The organism is Spongiactinospora sp. TRM90649, from assembly GCF_029382225.1.
Classification (GTDB): domain Bacteria; phylum Actinomycetota; class Actinomycetes; order Streptosporangiales; family Streptosporangiaceae; genus Spongiactinospora.
The window spans coordinates 306,484-326,666 of sequence record NZ_JARLTC010000005.1 but is presented as its reverse complement, the minus strand read 5'-3'; the positions used below and the strand labels follow the sequence as shown (position 1 = coordinate 326,666).

Sequence of the window (20,183 nt, the reverse complement as noted above, 5' to 3'; positions counted from 1 at the left end):
ACGCATGCTCACTCCGCTGGGCTGGGGGACGGCCGGCGCGGCCGTGCTCCTCTACGCCGCCGCGCTCCCGCTCGGCTACGCCGAGCCCGCCGTGCTGGCCTGCGGCGCCGCGCTGGCGCTGGCGGGCGCGCTGTGCTGGACGGCGCCGCGCGCCCGGCTCGCCGTCCACAGGGAGATCACGCCGCTGAAGGTGCCGAGGGGCGACGCGGCCGTCGCGGTGCTGCACATCGCCAACGAGGGCCGCCGGACGCTGAGCGGGCTGCGCGCCCGCGACCGGTTCGGCGGCGCGGAGCAGAGCGTGGACGTGCCGAGGATCGCCAAGGCCACCACCCGCGCGGTCACCTACCCGCTGCCCACGCACGCGCGCGGCGAGATCGCCGTCGGGCCGCTCACGCTCGTCCGCGCCGACCCGCTCGGCCTCACCCGCAGGGTGCGGCAGTACGGCGAGGCGGCCACCCTCCTCGTCCGGCCGCGTACGGCCGAGCTGCCGGTCCTGCCCTCCGGGCGGGCCCCCAACCTGGAGGGCCCCACCGGCGACAACGCCCCTGCGGGCACCGCGACCTTCCACACCCTGCGCGAGTACGTCGTCGGCGACGACCTGCGCCACGTGCACTGGCGGTCCAGCGCCCGCACCGGCACGCTGATGGTCCGCCAGCTCGTGGACGTCAGCCTGCCGGGCACCACGGTCGTGCTCGACACCCGCCCGGCGGCCTACGCCTCGGCCGAGCTGTTCGAGACCGCCGTGGACGCGGCCGCCTCGGTGGCCGTGGCCGCCGCGCGAGCCGGTTTCCCGGTCAGGCTGGTCACCGGGCAGGGCGTGCTGGCCGACGCCAAGGGCGGCCCGCAGGACGCGGAGGCCATCCTCGACCGCCTGGCCACGGTGGTCGCGGGCGGCGGCGGGGCGGCCGAGGCCGTACGGCTGGCGCGCGGCGGCGGCGCCCTGGTGCTGGTCACCGGCGACACCCCGGAGGCCACGGACGGGGCGCCCCAGACGTCGGCCGCGCGCCGCCGCTTCGACCGGGTCGTGCTGTTGCGCGCGACCTCCGGCGCGGCGCCGCGCCCGCCCGCCCCTCCCGGCGTCACCGTCATGGACGTGGCCGTCCTGGACGAGCTGCCCGCGCTCTGGAGAGGAGCCGCCCGATGAACCGGACGGTCTCCCTCGTCGCCAGGGTGATCATCGCCGGGCTCACGGCGGGCGTGGCCGGGTGGGGGTTCCAGCGCGTGTTCGACCCCGGTGGCCTGCTGCCCGTCGTGCTGGTGGCGGCGGCGGGTCCGGTGCTGGTCGCGCTGGCCTGCCGCCGGATGCCACTGTGGGCCGCGCTGGCCGCCGACCTGGTCGTCTGGCTCGTGGGCACGGCGGCCGTGGTCTACCGCGACCTGAACCCGGCCGTCGCGGTGCGCGCCGCCGCCGACCTCACCGACTCGTGGCACGCGCTGCTGACCACGCTGCTGCCCGCGCCCACCGACCCCGCCCTGCTGATCCTGGTGCACACGCTGGTGTGGGCGGCGGCGGCGACCGGGGCCGAGACGGCGGCGCGCACCCGGCTGCGGGCCGCGCCCGGCCTGCCCGCCGTGGTGGTGTTCACCACGGCGGTCCTGCTGGGCGTGGACGGCCCGGGTTCCAACCTGCCGGTGGCCGCCGCGCTGCTCGCGCTGGTCGCCGGGATGTCGCTGCTGGCCGACGACCGGCCGCTGGTGTGGGTCGCGGCGGGGGTGCCCGCGCTGGCGGCCGTCGCCGCCGGGGCCATGCTGCTTGGCCCGCTGCTGCCGATCGCCGCCGAGCCGTACGACCCGCGCGCGGACGCCGAGCTGCGGCAGCCGGTCAGGTTCGACAGCGTCAGCCCGCTGGACCGGGTCTCGGCGTGGCTGCGGCGGCCGGAGACCGAGCTGTTCACGGTGCGCGCCGCGACGCCACTGAACTGGCGGCTCGCCGTGCTCGACCGTTACGACGGCGTCCGCTGGTCGTCCTCGGCCAGGTATCAGCCGACCGGCGGACGCGTCCCGGTGGACGAGCGGGCGGCCCGGTCCTACCTCGTCGAGCAGACCGTCACGCTGCGCGGGCTGCGGGACCGCTGGCTGCCCGCCGCCGAGCGGCCCACCTGGTTCAGCGGGGCGGCGAATGTGGCCACCGATCCCGGCAGCGGCTCGCTGGTCGCGGTGGAGCGGCCCCCGTCCGGGCTCACGTACCGGGTGACGTCCCGCGTCGGCCGCCCGGAGGCGGACGACCTGGACAACCCCGTCGCCGTGACCGATCCGGCCCTCCTGGAGTTCCCCAAGGGACCGCAGCGGGAGGCGTTCGCGCGGCTGGCCCGCCAGGCGGCGGGCGGGGCGGAGCTGCCCTATCAGCGGGCCGAGGCGCTTGAGGCGTTCCTGCGCTCGGCCGCCAAGTACGACATCACCGCGCCGCCCGGACACTCGCTGCCCGGCCTGGACTACTTCCTGCGCCAGTCGCGCCGGGGCACCTCCGAGCAGTTCGCGGCGACGTACGCGCTGCTGGCCAGGACCCTGGGCCTGCCCAGCCGCGTCGTGGTGGGCTTCCGGCCGGGCCGCCAGGAGGACGGCGTCTTCCGCGTCCGCACCGGAGACGTGCTGGCCTGGGCGGAGGTGCGGTTCGACGGCGTGGGCTGGCTGGCCTTCGACCCGACGCCGCCGCGCAGCGGCGCCAAGGACCGGCACGACGTGGTGTCGGCCGTGGAGAAGGAACGGCAGCGGCTGAAGGAGCAGCTCGGCAAGGCGACCGCGAACAAGCCGCGGCCGAACGGCGCCAAGAGCAGGGCCGATGACGGCTCCCAGGTCGCCGCCGGGCCGTCCTGGTGGCTGATCTCCGCGATCGCCGCCGCCGGGATCGTCCAGGTCTACCTGGGGCTCGTCGCGGCGCTGCCGTGGTGGCGGCGCCGTCGCAGGCGGGCGGCCGCCGACGCCGGGCTGCGCGTCGCGGGCGCGTGGCGGCAGACCTGCGACGACCTCGGGCTGTCCGGCGTGGAGACGCTGACCGCCCAGGAGGTGGCGGAGCGGGGCGGCGACCGGCACGGCGGCGACGTGACCTCGCACCTGCGGCCCTTGGCGCACATCTCCGACTACGTGCGGTACGCCCCCGACGACGTCGGCCACGCCGACGCCGACGAGGCGTGGCGGCGCAGCGACGCCGTCCACCGCCTGGTGGTCCGGCGCACGCCCGCGCTGCGCAGGCTGCGCCGCCGCCTGCACCCGCGCGCGCTGCGCCGCTGAGCGGGCGGCGCACGAGCCGGAGCGGACGTTGTCTCGGGAGGTGGCATGCTGGGAGGCGTGAGCGCGAGAGGTGTGAGCCCCCGTTTCGTCGGCCGGGGGCGGGAACTGGCGGGCCTCGCGACCGCTCTCGACGCGGCACGCGGGGGGATCGCCGGCACGGTCCTCATCGGGGGCGAGGCGGGCGTCGGCAAGACCCGGCTGATCCGCGAGTTCACGAGCAGGGCGGGCGACGCGCGGGTCCTCGTCGGCGGCTGCCTGGAGCTGGGCAACGACGGCCTGCCGTTCGCCCCGTTCGCCGCCGTGCTGCGGGCGCTGACCCGTGACCTCGGTCACGACGCGATCGCCGCGCTGCTCCCCGGCGGTTCCACGCGGGGCCTGGCCCGGCTGCTGCCGGAGTTCGGCGAGCCGGACGACGACGGGCCGCAGACCCGCGCCCGGCTCTTCGAGCAGGTGCTCGGCCTGCTCGACCGGCTGGCCGAGCGCGAGCCCATCGTCCTGGTGATCGAGGACGCGCACTGGGCCGACGGCTCGACCCGCGACCTGCTGACCTTCCTGGTGCGCTACCAGCCGCCCGACGCGCGCACGCTGATCCTGGTCACCTACCGGGCCGACGAGATCCACCGCAAGCACCCGCTGCGCCCGATGCTGGCCGAGCTGGGCCGGATGGAGCGGGTCACGCGCATGGAGCTGGCCAGGCTGAGCCGCCGCGAGGTGATCCAGCAGGCGGCCGGCATCCTGGCCGGCACGCCCCGCGCGGCCGACATCGACGCCGTCTACGCGCGCAGCGAGGGCAACCCGCTGTTCGTCGAGGCCCTGCTCTGCGACGACGACGACGGCGCGGTCCCCGAGTCGCTGCGCGACCTGCTGCTGGCCAGCGTGGAGCGGCTGCCGGAGAAGACGCAGGAGCTGCTGAGGGTCGCCGGCGCCGGGAGCACGCGCATCGAGCACACCCTGCTCGCCGCCGTGACCGGCCTGGGCGACCACGAGCTGTCGCAGCTCCTGCGCCCGGCCGTGGCCGGCAACGTCATCGTGGTGGACGGCGAGGACTACGTCTTCCGCCACGCGCTGATCCACGAGGCCGTCCACGAGGACCTGCTGCCCGGCGAGCGCACCCGGCTGCACACCCGCTTCGCCGAGACGCTCGCCGCGCGCCCCGGCCTGCTGCCCACCCCGCGCGGCGAGATCGAGCTGGCCTACCACTGGCACGAGGCCCACGACGTCCCGCAGGCCCTGGTCAGCGCCTGGCGCGCCGCCACCTGCGCCCGCCGGTCCGCCGCCCACGACGAGCAGTACCGGATGATCACCCGGGTCCTCGACCTGTGGGACCACGTGCCCGACGCCGCGGCCAGGATCGGCGCCGATCGCGTCGAGGTGCTGCATCACTGCGCCACGGTGGCCCACCTCATCGGCGAGTTCGAGCGCGCCCTCGCGCTGGCGGGAGCCGCGCTCGCCGAGATCGACCCGGCGGCCGAGCCGCTGCGCGCCGCCCGGCTGCTGCGCTCGCGCGGGCTGGTGAAGTACAACCTGGGCCGCGCCGGTTTCATCGAGGACCTGCGCGAGGCCATGCGGCTGGTCCCGGCCGAGCCGCCCAGCCGGCTGCGCGGTCAGGTGGTGGAGAACCTCAGCCGGATGATGTACCTCGCGAGCGACTGGGAGGAGAAGGAGGCGATGGCCCAGGAGGCCATCGCGGTGGGGAACCTGGTCGGCGACATCGCCACCGAGGCCCATGCGATGATCACCCTCGGCTGGGTGCGCTGCCGGTTCTTCGACCTCGACCCGCATCTCGGCCTGTTCGAGACGGCCAGGGAGCTGGCCGCGCGGGTGGGCGCGAGCGGGGCCATGGCCAGGAACGACGTCTCCCTGTCCGACGTCCTGGAGGGCGCGGGGCGCCACGAGGAGGCGGTGGCGGTGGCGCGTCTCGGCCTCTCGCACGCCGCCGAGGCGGGCCTGGCCCGCACCAACGGCGCGTTCGTGGCCATCAACCTGACCGAGCCGCTGGTCTCGCTCGGCCGGTGGGACGAGGCGCTGGAGGTCATCGAGCACGCCCGCGAGCTGGTGCCGCCCCCGCCCTACCTGGCGAGCCTGATCGGCTTCGCCGTCGACATCGCGCTCGCCAGGGGCGACATCGACTCCGCCGACCGGCGGCTCGTCGAGATGGCAAGGCTGCTGCGCCGGGGCACCTACCGCGCCCAGACCGTGCTGCCCAACCTGCGCCGCCGGATCGACCTGCTGGTCGCGACCGGCCGCGCCGCCGAGGCCGCGGCCCTGGCCGAGCGGGCGCTGCGCGAGGAGGACCTCCTGTCCGGGCCGCGGTACTCGTGGCCGCTGCTGGTCGCCGCCGCCGGCCTCGGCGGGGCCGCGAGGGCGGAGGCGCTCGCCCGGGTGGGGACGATCGAGGCGTCGGGGCCGGTGCAACGCGCGTACGCCCTGACGTTCGCGGCGATCGTCCGGGAGCCGGACGCCGCCGGTGACGGGGCCTGGGACGCCGCCGCCGGGGCGTGGGAGGCGCTCGGCCAGCCGTACCCGCACGCCTGCGCGCTGCTGGAGGCGGCGCGGGACGCGTCGGCGGCCGGGGATCGCGAGGCCGCCTCGGAGCGTCTGACGCGGGCGTCGGCGCTGGCCGAGCGGCTCGCGGCGACCCCGCTGATCGACGCGATCGGCGAGCTGGCCCGCCGGGTCAGGGTGACCGTCGGCGGCGGGCCCGCGCAGGAGGGCTCACCGCTGGGCCTGACCGCCAGGGAGACCGGCGTGCTCCGGCTGGTGGCGGAGGGCCGCAGCAACCGCGAGATCGCCCAGGAACTGTTCATCTCGGTCAAGACGGTCAGCGTGCACGTGTCCAACATCCTGGGCAAGCTCGGTGTAGGGACGCGCGGCGAGGCGGCGGCCACCGCTCACCGCCACGGCCTCTTCGACGCCGCCCAGGCGGCGCGCTAGGACGGCGGGGCGGTGTTCCGGGCCTTGGCGCCACGGATGCACGCGGGCCGCGACCAGGCGGTCGTGGAGGCCGTGTCGATGCTGAGCGGCACGCCGATCACGAAGCAGTAGCCTGCGCCGGACCGCAGGCCCAGCACCCGGGTGGAGGTCGAGCCGCGCTCCAGCACGGTGGTCTGCTGGCCGTCGCCGGGTTCGCGCTGCAGCACCAGCGGGTAGTCCCGCGCGGCGGACGGCAGCGACCAGCGCAACGTGACGGTGTCGCCCCGGTCGTTGACGACCCGCAGCCGTTTCGGGGTCAGCGCGCGGACCGCCGACGGGTCGATCTCCGGTCCGCCGGAGGCCGTGGCCGCCGCCGTGGTGGCGGTGGGAGTCGGCGTGCGGTCCTGCCCGGCGACGAACACGGCCACGCCGATCCCCGCGCCCGCGAGCGCCGCCACCGCCATCCCGGCCACCAGGTGCGTGCGCAGCCGGGACTCGCCGCCGGGCGTGGTGGTGGCCGTCAGCGTGCGCGCGGGGGCGCTTTCGGGCAGAGCCTGTCCCGGCTCTGTGGCGGTGCCGCCGATGATGTCGGTGGCCGGCAGGCCCATCTCGACCTGGAGCCGCTGCAGCCGCTCGGCCATGGCGCGGGCCGAGAGATACCGCTCGCGGGGGTCCTTGGCCATCGTCCGGATGATCGCCTCGTTCAGGGCGGGCGGCACGTCCCGCCTGGCGATCGGCGGCGGCGCCTGGCTGAGCACCCGCAGCATCAGCGGCGCGATGGACTGGTCCGACGGGTTGTGGAACGCCGGGCGGCCGGTGAGCAGGTGATAGAGCGTCGAGCCGAGCGAGTAGATGTCGGACGGCACGCTGTGCGGCTGCCCCCGCAGCACCTCGGGCGCGGCGTGCAGCGGGGTGAAGGCGTGGGCGGCGGCCGAGACCTCCGCCATGTCCACGACCCGCGCGACGCCGAAGTCGGCGATGGCCGGCTCGCCGTACTTGGAGATCAGGATGTTCTGCGGCTTGATGTCGCCGTGCAGCACGCCCGCCTCGTGGACGGCGGCCAGCGCCGCCGCCAGCTTCACCCCGGCCCGCAGCACGTCGGGCACCGGCAGCGGCCCCTCACGGCTCAGCCGGTCGCGCAGCGAGCCGCCCTCGAACAGCTCCATCGCGATGTAGGGCCGCCCCGACCTGGTCGTGCCCGTGTCGAAGACGGTCACGACGTTCGGATGCCCGGTCAGCCGTCCGGTGAGCTGCAGCTCCCGCTGGAACCTGCGCAGCGTCCGCTGGTCCACCCGCTCCACCGACAGCAGTTTGAGCGCCACCTGGCGATCCAGGCGCTCCTGGTAGGCGCGGTAGACGACGGCGAACCCGCCCTGCCCCACCTGGTCAAGAACGCGGTAGCCGGGCGTTTCCTCCAATGGTTGCACCGCTTGTGTCGCCCCCTATGTCCCCGTTTGGGGGCAGATCTTAGTCGGTCCGGGGCTCAGCCGAAGGTGAGCGGGAACGGGACCAGCAGGACCGTCCCGCCCGCCAGAGAGGCCACCGCCACGAGGAGGAAGAAGAACACGTAGAAGCCGCCGGGCAGCAGGGTCAGCCGGGCGAGCTGGTCGGCGTCGGAGTCGGGGGCCCGGCCCCTGCGCCGCTTCTGCTGCAGTTCCATGATCGGGCGGATGCCGCCGAGCAGCAGGAACCAGACCGCCAGGTAGGCGCAGATGCCCTGCGCCTCGTCAGGGGCGAACCAGGACAGCGCGAACACCGCGCCGCCGGTGACCAGCAGCGAGACCACGCCGAACAGGTTGCGGATGAGCAGCAGCATGCAGGCCAGCAGGACCAGCACCGCCCACAGGAGCAGCGTCACGTAGCCTTCGGCGATCATCCACGCGCCGCCCAGGCCCAGCAGCGAGGGCGTGACGTAGCCCGCCAGCGCGGTGAGGATCATCCCGGGCCCGGTGGGCCTGCCCCTGGTCAGGGTCACGCCCGAGGTGTCGGAGTGCAGCCGGATGCCCTGCAGCTTGCGCCGGGTGAGGACGGCCACCAGGGCGTGGCCGCCCTCGTGGGCGATCGTGATCAGCCCGCGGGACAGCCGCCAGGACGACGACGACCCGACCACCACCAGCCCGGCCAGGGCGGTCACCAGGATCGCCCAGGTGGGCGGCGCGTCCCGCGTCGTGGTCAGGTGGCCCCACACATCGCTCAGCGTTTCCATTGGGGTAAAGCCTGCACCATGAACGTTCCCGCCGCGACCCGCCGGACGCGCAGGGTAGGAGGACATCACCGGGGCGTCCGCCCGGATCCGGCACGGCTTCACTGACTAAACTTCGAAAACCGGGCAAAGGGCTATTCGGTGTCACAGCGGAGAGGGAGGCGGGCATGGCCGATCGGCGACCGCGCGGGATGCGCGCCTTCCTACGGCCGTCTGGCCGCAGGCCCGACGAGCCCGCGCCCGAGCGGTCCATGGACCCGCGCGGCGACGAGAGTCCCGGGATCCGGCCCAGCGTGATCGACAACGCGCTCTACGTGGACGGCAAGCGCGTCGCCACCCCCGCGTCCCTCGCCGACGCCTTCGACGGCCTCAAGAACACCCCGGGCGCGATGGCCTGGATCGGCCTGTACCGGCCCAAGGACTGGGAACTGGTGAAGGTCGCCGAGGAGTTCGGCCTGCACGAGCTGGCCGTCGAGGACGCCATCGTGGCCCACCAGCGCCCCAAGGCCGACCGCTACGGCGACACCCTGTTCGTCGTGCTGCGCGCCGCGCGCTACCTCGACGACGTCGAGGAGGTGGACTTCGGCGAGCTGCACGTCTTCGTCGGCCCCAACTACGTGATCACCGTGCGGCACAGCGAGGCCCCCGACCTGTCGGCCGTGCGCCGCCGGATGGAGTCCGAGCCCGACCTGCTCCGACAGGGCCCCCAGGCCGTCCTCTACGCGATCCTGGACGCCGTCGTGGACGGGTACGCCCCCGTCGTCGGCGGCCTGCAGAACGACATCGACGAGATCGAGGTCCAGGTCTTCGGCGGCGACCCCGCCGTCTCGCGCCGCATCTACGAGCTGTCCCGAGAGGTGATCGAGTTCCAGCGGGCCACCCGCCCGCTGCTGGAGATGCTCGACGGGTTCGTCGCCGGTTCGGCCAAGTACGGCGTGGACGAGGAGCTGCAGAGCTACCTGCGCGACGTCGCCGACCACGCCATCACCGTGGTCGAGCGCAGCGGCGGGTTCCGCCAGCTCCTGCAGGACATGCTGGTGGTAAACGCCACGCTGGTCAGCCAGGCGCAGAGCCTGGAGATGACCAAGCTCACCGAGGCCAGCTACGCGCAGAGCGAGGAGGTCAAGAAGATCTCCGCCTGGGCGGCCATCCTGTTCGCGCCCACGCTGGTCGGCACCATCTACGGGATGAACTTCGACTTCATGCCGGAGACCCACTGGGCGCTCGGCTACCCGTTCGCGGTGCTGCTCATGGGAGCGGTCTGCCTGGCCCTGTACGTGGTCTTCAAACGCCGCGACTGGCTCTAGCGGGCGCGCTCATCCCCAGGCGGGCTAGCCGGGGCCACAGCCGGGGCCAGGAGGCCAGCGGCTCCCGGCAGATCCACACCCGCCTGCCCCGCTCCTGGTTGACCACCCCGGCCGCGTTGCCGATGCGCCCGGCCGCGGTCACCTCGCCCCAGAAGCGGCGCAGGTAGGTCTCGCCGTGCGCGTCGTCCAGGCCGACGAAGATGGTGGGGCCGTCCGAGGTGGGCGTCCGGAAGTACCGGTAGCCGTTGTGGCCGCTGTGCGCGGACGGCAGGCCGTGCCGCCCGCCGTACAGGTCGATGGCCCCCGCCTCGCCGTAGTTGGCCGTCACGATCGTCGCCAGCGGGCGTTCGGCCGGGGGCAGCGTGTCGCGCACCCTGGCCACCTCGGCGACCAGCTCCGGCCACCCCACGGTCTCGGTGATCGCGGAGTTGTCGTGCTGCGGCGAGCCCGCCAGCCACTCCACGGGGAAGACCGGCAGCACCATCACCGCGGTCAGGACCCCCGCCGCGCCGAACACCGGCGGCGCGGCCCGCGCGCTCCACGGCACGCGCCCGGGCAGCTCGGCCGAGCCCGCCGCCCACAGCACGGTCCACATCGCGGCCAGGTAGTACGGCTTGCCGCCGGTCACCAGGAACACCGCGTTGAGGATCAGGAAGGCCCATCCGAGGAACCGGTACGGACGCAGCAGCGGCGAGCGGAACAGCCGCACCAGCCCGTAGACCCACAGCGGCGAGGTGAGCAGGCCGGCCAGGATCACCTGGTGGGGGAGCAGGCCGGGCCGTCCGGAGAAGTCGCCGCCGGAGGCGATGGCCGACACCATCCGCGCCTGCGGCCAGCCGTGCGCGTGCTGCCACAGCAGGGCGGGGGCGGCGGTGAGCGCCACGGCGGCGCCCGCCCACAGCGCGGCCGGGCGCGGCACCTCGCGCGGACCCGCGATGAGCATGCCCGCGACCAGCGCGAACAGTAGCACGGCCACCAGGTACTTGGTCTGTAGCGCGATCGCCGTGACCGCCGCGGCGGCGGCGAACGCGCCGGGCGCGCGGGTGCGCGCCCAGCGGACCGACAGCCAGACCAGCGCCGTGCAGGCGAGCAGGTCCACGCTGACCGTGAACAGCGTGTGGCCGGTCCCGGCGATGAACGGCGACACGGCGTAGGCCGCCGCCGTCCACACCTGCGCGCGGCGGTCGCCGCCCAGCTCCCGCGCGGTCAGCGCGGCGACGACCACCCCGGCCGAGGCCAGCAGCGCCGCCGGGAACCGCATGGCGGTGATCGTCTCGCCGAACACCGCCGTGGACGCCCGGGCCAGCAACGGCACCAGCGGCGGCTGGTCCGGGTAGCTCCACGCCGGATGCCGGCCGGCCTCGATGAAGTACAGCTCGTCGCGATGGAAGCCGTACCGGTCGCTCAGCATGGCCAGCACCGCCCAGTAACAGACCGCCAGGCCGAGCACGGGACGCCACCCCAACGCGGGCAGCCCCCCGGCGTTCCGGTCGTCGGCTGGGCGTGTGCTCACCTGCGGAAACGTAAGGCGGTGGCAGGTGCTGGGCAAGCGGTTCGGGCAGGTTCCGCCACGCTGGAACCGGTTATCGCCCGGCGCCGATCGGCGGCCCGGGCGGGCGCGGCGGCCCGCCCGGGGGGCGCGGGATGCAACCGGTTCAGCCCGGCCCGCGCGTGGCGCGGATCAGCCGAGCATCTTGCGCGCGGTCGCCTCGATCTCGGCCTCGGACAGCAGCACGTGCCCGGCCGCGTCGCCGAGCGGGATGAAGGAGTCGAGCGAGTTGACCCGGGCGATCTGCCCGGTGAACCCGGCGTCGAGCAGCTCGGCCACGATGCTCTCCGAGACGCCGCCGCTGCGGCGGGTCTCGTCGGCGATCAGCACCTTGCCGGTCAGCTCGGCGGCGCTCAGCAGGTCGGCGGTGGGCAGCGGGGACAGCCAGCGCAGGTCGAGCACCCGGCAGCCGAACCCGTCGGCGGTCAGCCGGACGGCGGCGCGCAGGCTCATCCGCAGGCCGTTGCCGAAGGTCACGATGGTGAGGTCGCGGCCGTCGCCGTAGCTGCGGGCCCGGCCGATCGGCACGTGGACCTCGGCCCAGCGGGCGGGCGGGGTGTACGGCGCGAGCCAGCCGTTGTCGCCGTCCTCGAACAGGTCGCGCGTGGTGTAGAGGGCGATCGGCTCCAGGTACACGCACACCGACCCGTCGGTCCTGGCCGCGGCCAGGCACGTGCGGAGCATGGCGGCGGCGTCGTCGGGGCGGGAGGGGGAGGCGATCACGACGCCCGGGATGTCGCGCAGCGCGGCGATCGAGTTGTCGTTGTGGAAGTGGCCGCCGAAGCCCTTCTGGTAGGCGTAGCCCGCCACCCGGACCACCATCGGGTTGAGATAGGCGCCCCGGGAGAAGTAGGACAGCGTGGCGGCCTCGCCCCTGATCTGGTCGAGCGCGTTGTGCAGGTAGGCCAGGTACTGGATCTCGGGCACCGGCAGTAGCCCGGACACGCCAGAGCCGAGCGCCAGGCCGAAGATCGACTGCTCGTCGAGCAGGGTGTCGAACACCTGGTTGGCGCCGAAGCGCTTCTGCAGGCCCCGGGTCACGCCGTACACGCCGCCCTTGCGGGCGACGTCCTCGCCGAACACCAGCAGGCGCCGATCGGCGGCCAGCGCGTCGGCCAGCGTGCGGTTGATCGCCTGGGACAGGGTCAGCGGCCCCTGGTCTTCGGGCAGGGCCCGGCCGAAGGCGTGGTCGCGGGCGGCGGGCTCGGCCACGGCCGAGGTGACGGCGGCGGCGACATCGGCGGGCCGCCGCGGCGCGAGCGGCGCCACGACCTCGGCGGCGGAGGTGAGCTTGGGCCGCCGGGCCGTCTCCATCGCCATCCGGATGACGTGGTCGCGCGACGCCTCGTAGCGGGTGAGCAGGTCATCCGGCGCGGCCAGCCCGGACTCGACGAGCAGCCGGGCCCCGGCCACCAGCGGATCGCGCGCGAGGTCGGCCTCGACCTCGCGCCTGGTGCGGTACGACGACTCGACGTCGGACCCCGCGTGCCCCATCAGCCGGACCGTCTTCAGGTGGAGCAGCGCCGGCGCCCGGCGGCTCCGGACGTATTCGGCCGCGGCGCGCGCCGCGTCGTAGGCCGCCACCGGGTCGTCGCCGTCGGCGGAGAAGTACTCGACGCCCCGGGGGACGGCCCGCTCGACCCAGCCCCTGGGGGTGCGCACGCTGATCCCGATGCCGTTGTCCTCGCAGACGAACAGGATGGGCATCGGCAGCGACTGGTAGGCGACGTAGGCGGCGGTGTTGAGCCCGGACAGCGCGGACGCGTGGTTGATCGAGGCGTCGCCGAAGCTGCACACCACGACGGAGTCTTCCGGCCAGCGCGAAGGGACGCCCAGCTTGCGGGCCTGCTCGACGGCGAAGGCGACGCCCACCGCGCGGGGCAGGTGGCTGGCGATCGTGGAGGTCTGCGGGATCACCGCCAGGTCGGGGTGGCCGAAGACCTTGTGCCTGCCGCCCGCCACCGGCTCCTCTGCGGAGGCCGTCAGGCCGAGCAGGACGTCGCGCAGGCCCTCGTCGGGCAGCCGCCCTGCGTCGGCCGAGCGGGTCAGGTAGAACGCGCCCGACCGGTAGTGCAGCAGGGCGGGGTCGGTGTCCCGCAGTACGGCGGCGACCATGGCGTTGCTCTCGTGACCGGCCGAGCCGATGGTGTAATAGCCCTTCTCCTCGCGGCGCAGCTCGCGGGCGGCGATGTCGAGCAGGCGGCTGCCGAGCTGATGGTCGAAGAGTTCCGCGAAGCGGCGTCCGGTCAGGGGGGTGCCGCCCGGGAGCGGAAGGTCGGGATCGCGCGGTGCCGCCGCCTGCAGCGCGGCAACCGCGTCGGTGAAATGGGTCTCAACAGTGTCGCGCGCCACGTGCCGATTATGTCGCGACCGACGTGCTTGCGTCTTGCGGCTCCCCAGATCGGACCTGGAACGCTCCCCTCCGACTGTAATTAATGACGGATTGTCAATATTTACAACCAAATGGGGTCTTAGATCGTCCTTTAGTTGGGAGCACAGACGTGGCACCCTCACGCCGCGTTTCCAACCGACGTTCAGTCGACGGGGAAGGATGGTCACCCGCATGTTGAAACGCATCCAGACCGCCATCGTGGCGGCGGCCATGGGGGCCGGGGCGCTCGCCCTGGCATCGCCGGCCGCGGCGGTCGCGGCCCCCACGGTCTCCGCCGTGGAGGTCACTCCCGCCCAGGTCGTGGTGAGCGGCGCGCCGGTGACGGCGAGCTTCGGCTTCACCACGGCCAACGGTCCCGAGAATGTCGAACTGCAGCTCAAGCCGCCGGGCATCGGCGTGGGCAGCCCGCTCACGCTGACCTCCAAGGACCTTGGTGACGGCAAGAAGGCGTGGTCGGCCAGCAAGACGTTCGACCGCGCGAGCGCCACCGGCACCTGGACCCTCCTCGCGGTGGCGTCCGGCAAGGACGGCAGCGACTCCAAGAGCGCGTCCTTCACGGTCACCCGGCAGCGTGACTCGCAGATCGTCGGCTTCGAGGCCGACCCGCGCGCCGTGCGCAAGGGCGGAACCGTCTCACTGTCCGGCAAGCTGCTGGTTCAGGACGGCCGGGGCTGGGACGGCCTCCCCGGGCAGCGGGTCTCGATCCAGTTCAAGGCGGACAGGTCGTACCGCTGGCACGACGTCACCAGCGACGTGACCGGCAGGGACGGCCGCTTCTGGACCCGCGTGTCCGCGAAGTGGTCGGGCCTGTGGCGCGCCGAGTACGCCGGCGGCGACGGGATCAAGGGTTCCATCAGCAGGCCCGACCACGTGCGCGTGGTCCGGCCGGCTCCGGAGCCGCCTCAGCCCGCCGAGAGGGCGCACAGCAGGATTGTGAAGTTCGACGCCTTCCGTGAGCCGGTCAGGCGGGGGCATACCCTGCGGTTCGCCGGTGTCCTGCAGGTCAAGGACGGCTGGAGCTGGGACGGTTACCGTGCCAAGGTCCGGCTGTACTTCAAGGCCGACGGCAGCCGCAAGTGGAGGCACGTCAAGTCCACCTGGTCCAACTACGGCGGACGGTTCTACACCAAGAGCCGGGCGTGGAAGTCGGGTCAGTGGAAGGCCGTCTTCACCGGTGACGAGGACGCTTACGGTTCCTCCAGCTACCGCGACCACGTCCGCGTGAAGCGATAGCCGTACGACAAGGGCCCCAAGCCCGCGGCCCGGGACCACCCAGTGGTCCCGGGCCTTTCTCGTCTCCGGCCGCGAAATGTTAGTGGTCGCTAACTTCGATCGACGCGAGGGCCGTGCGTGCCATGGTGCGCAAAAGCGCCGCCATCGACTCGGCGGGCAGCTCGCCGGCGCTGTGCGGGGTCGAGTTGATCAGCCCCAGCACCGCGTGCGTGCCCGCCCGCAGGCGGGCCTGCGGGCATGAGGGGTGCAGCTCGCTGAGCACCGTCACCCACTCCTCGACGTAGAGCCGCTGCAGGCGCCGGATGGCGCGCCGCGCGGGCTCGGGCACGTTGTCCAGCTCCCGGTCGTGCACGGTGATCAGCGCCGGATGTTCCAGCGCGAAGGCCACGTGCCCGGTGAGCAGCGCGTCCAGCGCCTCCTCCGGCCCGCTCGCCGAGGTCACCAGGCGGTCGCCGGAGGCGCGCAGCCGCTCGCTGATGTCGAGCAGCATCTCCGCCAGCAGCGCGTCCTTGCCCGCGAAGTGGCGGTAGAGCGCCGGGCCCGAGGTGCCCACGGCCGCGCCGATGTCCTCGATCGACACCCCGTGGAAGCCGCGTGCCGCGAACAGCGCCGCGGCCTCCGTGAGGATCTCCGCGCGACGGGAGCCCCGATTGCGGGTAGGGCTGGTGGTGCGAGTACGGCGGGCGGAGCCCGGAGCAGGTGTCACCCTTCGAATGGTAGACGGTTACGTTAATGCTCACTAACATCTCGTCCAGGAGGTGGTGAACCCGTGCGCGAGCCATGCGACGGCCCGGCATGAACGCCTGGCCGGTCCTGAGATCGGCGGTCGACCCCGGAGGCGAGCCGTACAAGGAGAACGCCGGGGCGAACGAGCGGCTGGCCGCCGACCTGCGCGAGCGCCTGGCGGTGGCCGCCGTGGGCGGCCCCGAGCGGTCCAGGACCAGGCACGTCGAGCGGGGCAAGCTGCTGCCCAGAGACCGCGTCGAGGCCCTACTCGACCCGGGCTCCCGGTTCCTTGAGCTGTCGCCCCTCGCCGCCACCGGCATGTACGGCGACGACGCCCCGGCGGCCGGGATCATCACGGGCGTCGGGCGGGTGAGCGGCCGGGAGGTGGTGGTCGTGGCCAACGACGCCACCGTCAAGGGCGGCACCTACTACCCGATGACCGTCAAGAAGCACCTGCGCGCGCAGGAGGTCGCCCTGCACAACCGCCTGCCGTGCGTCTACCTCGTGGACTCCGGCGGCGCGTTCCTCCCCGCGCAGGACGAGGTCTTCCCCGACCGTGAGCACTTCGGCCGCATCTTCTACAACCAGGCCACCATGTCCGCCCAGGGCATCCCGCAGATCGCCGCCGTACTCGGGTCGTGCACCGCGGGCGGGGCCTACGTGCCCGCGATGAGCGACGAGGCGGTCATCGTCCGCGCCCAGGGCACGATCTTCCTGGGCGGCCCGCCGCTGGTGAAGGCCGCCACCGGCGAGGAGGTCTCGGCCGAGGAACTGGGCGGCGGCGACCTGCACGCGCGCACCAGCGGGGTCACCGACCACCTCGCCGAGGACGACGCGCACGCGCTGGCGATCGTCCGCGACATCGTCTCCACCCTGGGGCCGAGGCAGCCCGCGCCGTGGGAGGTGACGGCGGGCGAGGAACCCGTCCACGACCCGCGCGACCTTTACGGCATCGTGCCGCCCGACCCGCGCGTGCCGTACGACGTGCGCGAGGTGATAGCCCGCCTGGTCGACGGCAGCCGCTTCCGCGAGTTCAAGGCCGAGTACGGCCCGACCCTGGTCACCGGCTTCGCCCGCCTGCACGGCCACCCCGTCGGGATCATCGCCAGCAACGGCATCCTGTTCGCCGAGTCCGCGCTCAAGGGCGCGCACTTCATCGAGCTGTGCGACCGGCGTTCCATCCCCCTGGTCTTCCTCCAGAACATCAGCGGGTTCATGGTCGGCCGCGCCTACGAGGCGGGCGGCATCGCCAAGCATGGCGCGAAGATGGTCACCGCCGTCTCCTGCGCCAGGGTGCCCAAGTTCACCGTCGTGATCGGCGGCTCCTTCGGCGCGGGCAACTACGCGATGGCCGGGCGCGCCTACGCCCCGCGCTTCCTGTGGATGTGGCCCAACGCCCGCATCTCGGTGATGGGCGGCGAGCAGGCGGCCAACGTGCTGGCCACCGTCCGCCCCGGCATGACGCCCGACGAGGAGGAGGCGTTCAAGCGGCCCATCAGGGAGCAGTACGAACGCCAGGGCAACCCCTACTACTCGACCGCCCGGCTGTGGGACGACGGCGTGATCGACCCCCTCGACACCCGCACCGTGCTCGGCCTGGCGCTGGGCGCGGCGGCCAACGCCCCCCTCGACCCCGTCGGCTACGGCGTCTTCCGGATGTGAGCTTCGATGTTCGACACGGTTCTGATCGCCAACCGCGGTGAGATCGCGGTCCGGGTCACGCGCACGCTGCGCCGCCTGGGCGTCCGCGCGGTCGCGGTGCACACCCCCGCCGACGCTTCCGCTCCGCACACGGCCGCGGCCGACGTCGCGGTCGAGGTGCCCAGCTACCTCGACGCCGAGGCCATCGTGGCCGCCGCCCTCGCCACGGGGGCACAGGCGGTCCACCCGGGCTACGGCTTCCTGGCCGAGAACCCCGGCTTCGCCCGCCGCTGCGCCGAGGCCGGGCTGGCCTTCGCAGGGCCGCCGCCGGAGGCCGTCGAGGCCATGGGCGACAAGATCCGGGCGAAGGCCACGGTGGCGGCGGCCGGGGTGCCCGTCGTCCCCGGCGGGGCCGAACCCGGCGACGACATCGCCGAGGCGGCGGTCCGGGTGGGCTTCCCCGTCCTGATCAAGCCGTCCGCCGGCGGCGGGGGCAAGGGCATGGTGGTGGTCCGCGACGAGGCGGCGCTGCCCGAGGCGATCGAGTCGGCCCGCCGTACCGCGCGGGCCGCCTTCGGCGACGCCACGCTCCTGGTCGAGCGCCTCGTGGAGAACCCCAGGCACATCGAGATCCAGGTGCTCGCCGACACGCACGGCACCGTCCTGCACCTCGGCGAACGCGAGTGCAGCCTGCAGCGCAGGCACCAGAAGATCATCGAAGAGGCCCCCTCGCCGTTCCTGACCGATGACGCACGGCGGCGCATGGGCGAGGCGGCCGTGGAGGCCGCCCGGTCGGTGGGCTACGTCGGCGCGGGCACGGTCGAGTTCATCGTGGACGGCACGACCGGCGAGTACCACTTCATGGAGATGAACACCCGGCTGCAGGTAGAGCACCCGGTCACCGAGCTGGTCACCGGGCTCGACCTGGTGGAGCTGCAGCTCAGGGTGGCGGCGGGCGAGCCGCTGCCCTTCGGCCCGCAGGCGGTGCGCCTGGACGGGCACGCCGTCGAGGCGCGCGTGTACGCCGAGGACCCCGCGCGTTCGTTCCTGCCCACCGGAGGCCCCGTGCTGGCGCTGCGCGAGCCCGCCTCCGGCGCGCGGCACGAGCAGGCCACCGTCCGGGTCGACTCGGGCATCGCCGCGGGCGGCTCGGTCGGGGCGGGCTTCGACCCGATGCTCTCCAAGGTCATCGCGTGGGCCCCCGACCGCGAGGGCGCGCTGCGCGCGCTCGACCGCGCCCTGGCCGACACGGTGATCCTCGGCCTGACCACCAACATCCCCTTCCTGCGTGCGCTGGTCACCCACCCCGAGGTCCGCGCGGGGCGGCTGGACACCGGCCTGGTCGAGCGACGGATCGCCGATCTGCTCCCGGCCGGCGAGGTGCCCGGCCACGTGCTCGCCGCCGCCGCGCTGGTCTTCCACGACGGCCTGGCACCCGCCGGTCCGGGCGGCGACCCGTGGGCCGTCCCCGACGGCTGGCGTGTCGGCGCGCGGGCGTGGACCACCTGGCGGCTGGAGACCCGGGGCGGCGGCGCGCCGGGCGGCACCACCAAGGTCCACGTCAGGGGCCTGCCCGCGAGCGGTGCCGACGTCCGGGTCGAAAGGCCGGGGGAGGACCCCGGCGAGAGCTGGAGCGGCGCGCGGCTCACCGTGACCGGCGACGACGTCGAGGTGACCCTCGGCGGCCTGCGCCGCCGATACGCCCTCGCCAGGGACGGCGACACCGTGTGGCTGGGAGAGGGCGGCGCGGCCTGGAGCGTCTCGCGGCACCTGCTCGGCGACCCCGGAGACCGCGCGGGCCAGGCCGGCGCGGGCGACGGCGTGGTGCGCAGCCCGATGCCGGGCACGGTCCTTGTGGTGAAGGCCGCGCCCGGCGACCACGTCACCGAGGGCCAGCCGCTGCTGGTCGTGGAGGCGATGAAGATGGAGCACACCGTCACCGCCCCGTCGGACGGCGTGGTGGCCGAGCTGCCGGTCCGCCCCGGGGCGCGGGTGGAGATGGACGCCGTGCTGGCCGTGCTGTCGGTGCCGTCGGTGATCCGGGAGGAGGAGGCATGATGCGCGAGCCGTATCCGGTGTCCGTGCCGGGGCTGCCTGAGCGGGTGACGATCTACGAGGTGGGCCCGAGAGACGGCCTGCAGAACGAACCGTCCGTGGTGCCGCTGGAGGTCAAGGCCGAACTGGTCGGACGGCTGGCCGACGCGGGCCTGTCCGTGGTGGAGACGACCAGCTTCGTCCACCCCAAGTGGGTGCCGCAGCTCGCCGACGCCGAGGAACTGCTGACCGTGATGCCCAGGAAGCCCGGGGTGCGATACCCGGTGCTGGTGCCGAACGAGCGGGGCCTGGAACGGGCGTTGCGGCTCGGCGTCACCGACATCGCGATCTTCGGCAGCGCCACGGAGACCTTCGCCCAGCGCAACCTGAACCGCAGCGTGGCCGGGTCGATCCGGATGTTCGCCCCGGTGGTCTCGGCGGCGTCGCAGGCGGGGATGCGGGTGCGCGGCTACCTGTCGATGTGCTTCGGCGACCCGTGGGAGGGGCCCACGCCGATCGAGCGGGTCGTGGAGGTGGGCCGTGAGCTGCTCGCGCTGGGCTGCTACGAGCTGTCGCTGGGCGACACCACGGGCGTGGGCACGCCGGGGCACGTGAGCGCGCTGCTCGCCGCCTTCGCCGACGCCGAGGTGGGGCCGGACCGGCTCGCCGTCCATTTCCACGACACCTACGGCCAGGCCCTCGCCAACACCCTGGCCGCGCTCCAGGCCGGAATCACCGTGGTCGACGCCTCCACCGGGGGCATCGGCGGGTGCCCGTTCGCCGAGTCGGCCACCGGCAACCTGGCCACCGAGGACCTGGTGTGGATGCTCCACGGCCTGGGCATCGAGACCGGCGTCGATCTGGCCTCCATCGTCCGCACCGGCGGGTGGATCGCCGAAAGGCTCGGCCGTCCCGGCCCTTCCCGCGTCGTTTCGGCGCTTTCCGAGAAGTGAGGTG

The 20,183-nt window shown here is 74.0% G+C and carries 13 protein-coding genes; 8 read left to right on the top strand and 5 right to left on the bottom strand.

The window, feature by feature from the left end:
* Positions 1-4 precede the first annotated feature (4 nt).
* The 3 genes from P3X83_RS06945 to P3X83_RS06935 are packed head-to-tail and all read left to right on the top strand — an operon-like array spanning position 5 to position 6,162.
* Positions 5-1,144 (top strand): DUF58 domain-containing protein, encoded by a 1,140-nt coding sequence (locus P3X83_RS06945; RefSeq protein ID WP_277304024.1) that lies wholly within the window; start codon positions 5-7, stop codon positions 1,142-1,144.
* Positions 1,141-3,228: a DUF3488 and transglutaminase-like domain-containing protein gene (locus P3X83_RS06940; protein ID WP_277304023.1), complete on the top strand. Its 2,088-nt coding sequence runs from the start codon at positions 1,141-1,143 to the stop codon at positions 3,226-3,228. Before P3X83_RS06945 ends, P3X83_RS06940 begins: the two co-directional genes overlap by 4 nt.
* 57 nt (positions 3,229-3,285) lie before the next feature.
* Positions 3,286-6,162: a helix-turn-helix transcriptional regulator gene (locus tag P3X83_RS06935; RefSeq protein ID WP_277304022.1), complete on the top strand. Its 2,877-nt coding sequence runs from the start codon at positions 3,286-3,288 to the stop codon at positions 6,160-6,162.
* Here the strand turns inward: P3X83_RS06935 and P3X83_RS06930 are convergent.
* Both P3X83_RS06930 and P3X83_RS06925 read right to left on the bottom strand, forming a co-directional pair.
* On the bottom strand, positions 6,159-7,559 hold the full coding sequence (locus tag P3X83_RS06930) for a serine/threonine-protein kinase (RefSeq protein ID WP_277304021.1): 1,401 nt from the start codon (positions 7,557-7,559) through the stop codon (positions 6,159-6,161). The two genes, P3X83_RS06935 and P3X83_RS06930, sit on opposite strands and share 4 nt — an antisense overlap.
* Before the next feature lie 65 nt (positions 7,560-7,624).
* Positions 7,625-8,347: a M50 family metallopeptidase gene (locus P3X83_RS06925; RefSeq protein WP_277304020.1), complete on the bottom strand. Its 723-nt coding sequence runs from the start codon at positions 8,345-8,347 to the stop codon at positions 7,625-7,627.
* 164 nt (positions 8,348-8,511) lie between these two features.
* Here P3X83_RS06925 and P3X83_RS06920 point away from each other — a divergent pair, with 164 nt between their 5' ends.
* Positions 8,512-9,651: a magnesium and cobalt transport protein CorA gene (locus P3X83_RS06920; RefSeq protein ID WP_277304019.1), complete on the top strand. Its 1,140-nt coding sequence runs from the start codon at positions 8,512-8,514 to the stop codon at positions 9,649-9,651.
* On the opposite strand, the gene P3X83_RS06915 is transcribed toward P3X83_RS06920, so the two are convergent.
* Complete coding sequence (locus tag P3X83_RS06915; RefSeq protein WP_277304018.1) at positions 9,629-11,164, bottom strand: glycosyltransferase family 39 protein; 1,536 nt, start codon at positions 11,162-11,164, stop codon at positions 9,629-9,631. The genes P3X83_RS06920 and P3X83_RS06915 overlap by 23 nt on opposite strands.
* 168 nt (positions 11,165-11,332) lie before the next feature.
* Entirely contained in the window at positions 11,333-13,552 is a 2,220-nt protein-coding gene (locus tag P3X83_RS06910; protein ID WP_277304017.1) for a thiamine pyrophosphate-dependent enzyme, read from the bottom strand.
* 211 nt (positions 13,553-13,763) lie between these two features.
* Between P3X83_RS06910 and P3X83_RS06905 the strand changes: the two genes are divergently transcribed.
* Positions 13,764-14,825, top strand: a complete 1,062-nt coding sequence (locus tag P3X83_RS06905; RefSeq protein ID WP_277304016.1) for a hypothetical protein — start codon at positions 13,764-13,766, stop codon at positions 14,823-14,825.
* A 79-nt stretch (positions 14,826-14,904) separates the two neighbouring features.
* On the opposite strand, the gene P3X83_RS06900 is transcribed toward P3X83_RS06905, so the two are convergent.
* A complete protein-coding gene (locus P3X83_RS06900) occupies positions 14,905-15,531 on the bottom strand; it encodes a TetR/AcrR family transcriptional regulator (protein WP_277304015.1) in 627 nt (208 codons plus the stop codon).
* An 89-nt stretch (positions 15,532-15,620) separates the two neighbouring features.
* Between P3X83_RS06900 and P3X83_RS06895 the strand changes: the two genes are divergently transcribed.
* The 3 genes from P3X83_RS06895 to P3X83_RS06885 are packed head-to-tail and all read left to right on the top strand — an operon-like array spanning position 15,621 to position 20,179.
* Entirely contained in the window at positions 15,621-17,213 is a 1,593-nt protein-coding gene (locus P3X83_RS06895) for a carboxyl transferase domain-containing protein (RefSeq protein WP_277304014.1), read from the top strand.
* Positions 17,214-17,219: 6 nt separating this feature from the next.
* Positions 17,220-19,250: a biotin carboxylase N-terminal domain-containing protein gene (locus tag P3X83_RS06890; protein WP_277304013.1), complete on the top strand. Its 2,031-nt coding sequence runs from the start codon at positions 17,220-17,222 to the stop codon at positions 19,248-19,250.
* A complete protein-coding gene (locus P3X83_RS06885) occupies positions 19,247-20,179 on the top strand; it encodes a hydroxymethylglutaryl-CoA lyase (RefSeq protein WP_277304012.1) in 933 nt (310 codons plus the stop codon). Before P3X83_RS06890 ends, P3X83_RS06885 begins: the two co-directional genes overlap by 4 nt.
* Positions 20,180-20,183 lie beyond the last annotated feature (4 nt).

What these genes read in the sequence shown, in the direction of transcription:
- P3X83_RS06925 (WP_277304020.1), bottom strand. Translation starts at nt 8,347, where the DNA reads ATGGAAACGCTGAGCGATGTGTGGGGCCACCTGACCACGACGCGGGAC.
- P3X83_RS06885 (WP_277304012.1), top strand. Translation starts at nt 19,247, where the DNA reads ATGATGCGCGAGCCGTATCCGGTGTCCGTGCCGGGGCTGCCTGAGCGG.
- P3X83_RS06905 (WP_277304016.1), top strand. Translation starts at nt 13,764, where the DNA reads ATGTTGAAACGCATCCAGACCGCCATCGTGGCGGCGGCCATGGGGGCC.
- P3X83_RS06890 (WP_277304013.1), top strand. Translation starts at nt 17,220, where the DNA reads ATGTTCGACACGGTTCTGATCGCCAACCGCGGTGAGATCGCGGTCCGG.
- P3X83_RS06895 (WP_277304014.1), top strand. Translation starts at nt 15,621, where the DNA reads ATGAACGCCTGGCCGGTCCTGAGATCGGCGGTCGACCCCGGAGGCGAG.
- P3X83_RS06940 (WP_277304023.1), top strand. Translation starts at nt 1,141, where the DNA reads ATGAACCGGACGGTCTCCCTCGTCGCCAGGGTGATCATCGCCGGGCTC.
- P3X83_RS06920 (WP_277304019.1), top strand. Translation starts at nt 8,512, where the DNA reads ATGGCCGATCGGCGACCGCGCGGGATGCGCGCCTTCCTACGGCCGTCT.
- P3X83_RS06945 (WP_277304024.1), top strand. Translation starts at nt 5, where the DNA reads ATGCTCACTCCGCTGGGCTGGGGGACGGCCGGCGCGGCCGTGCTCCTC.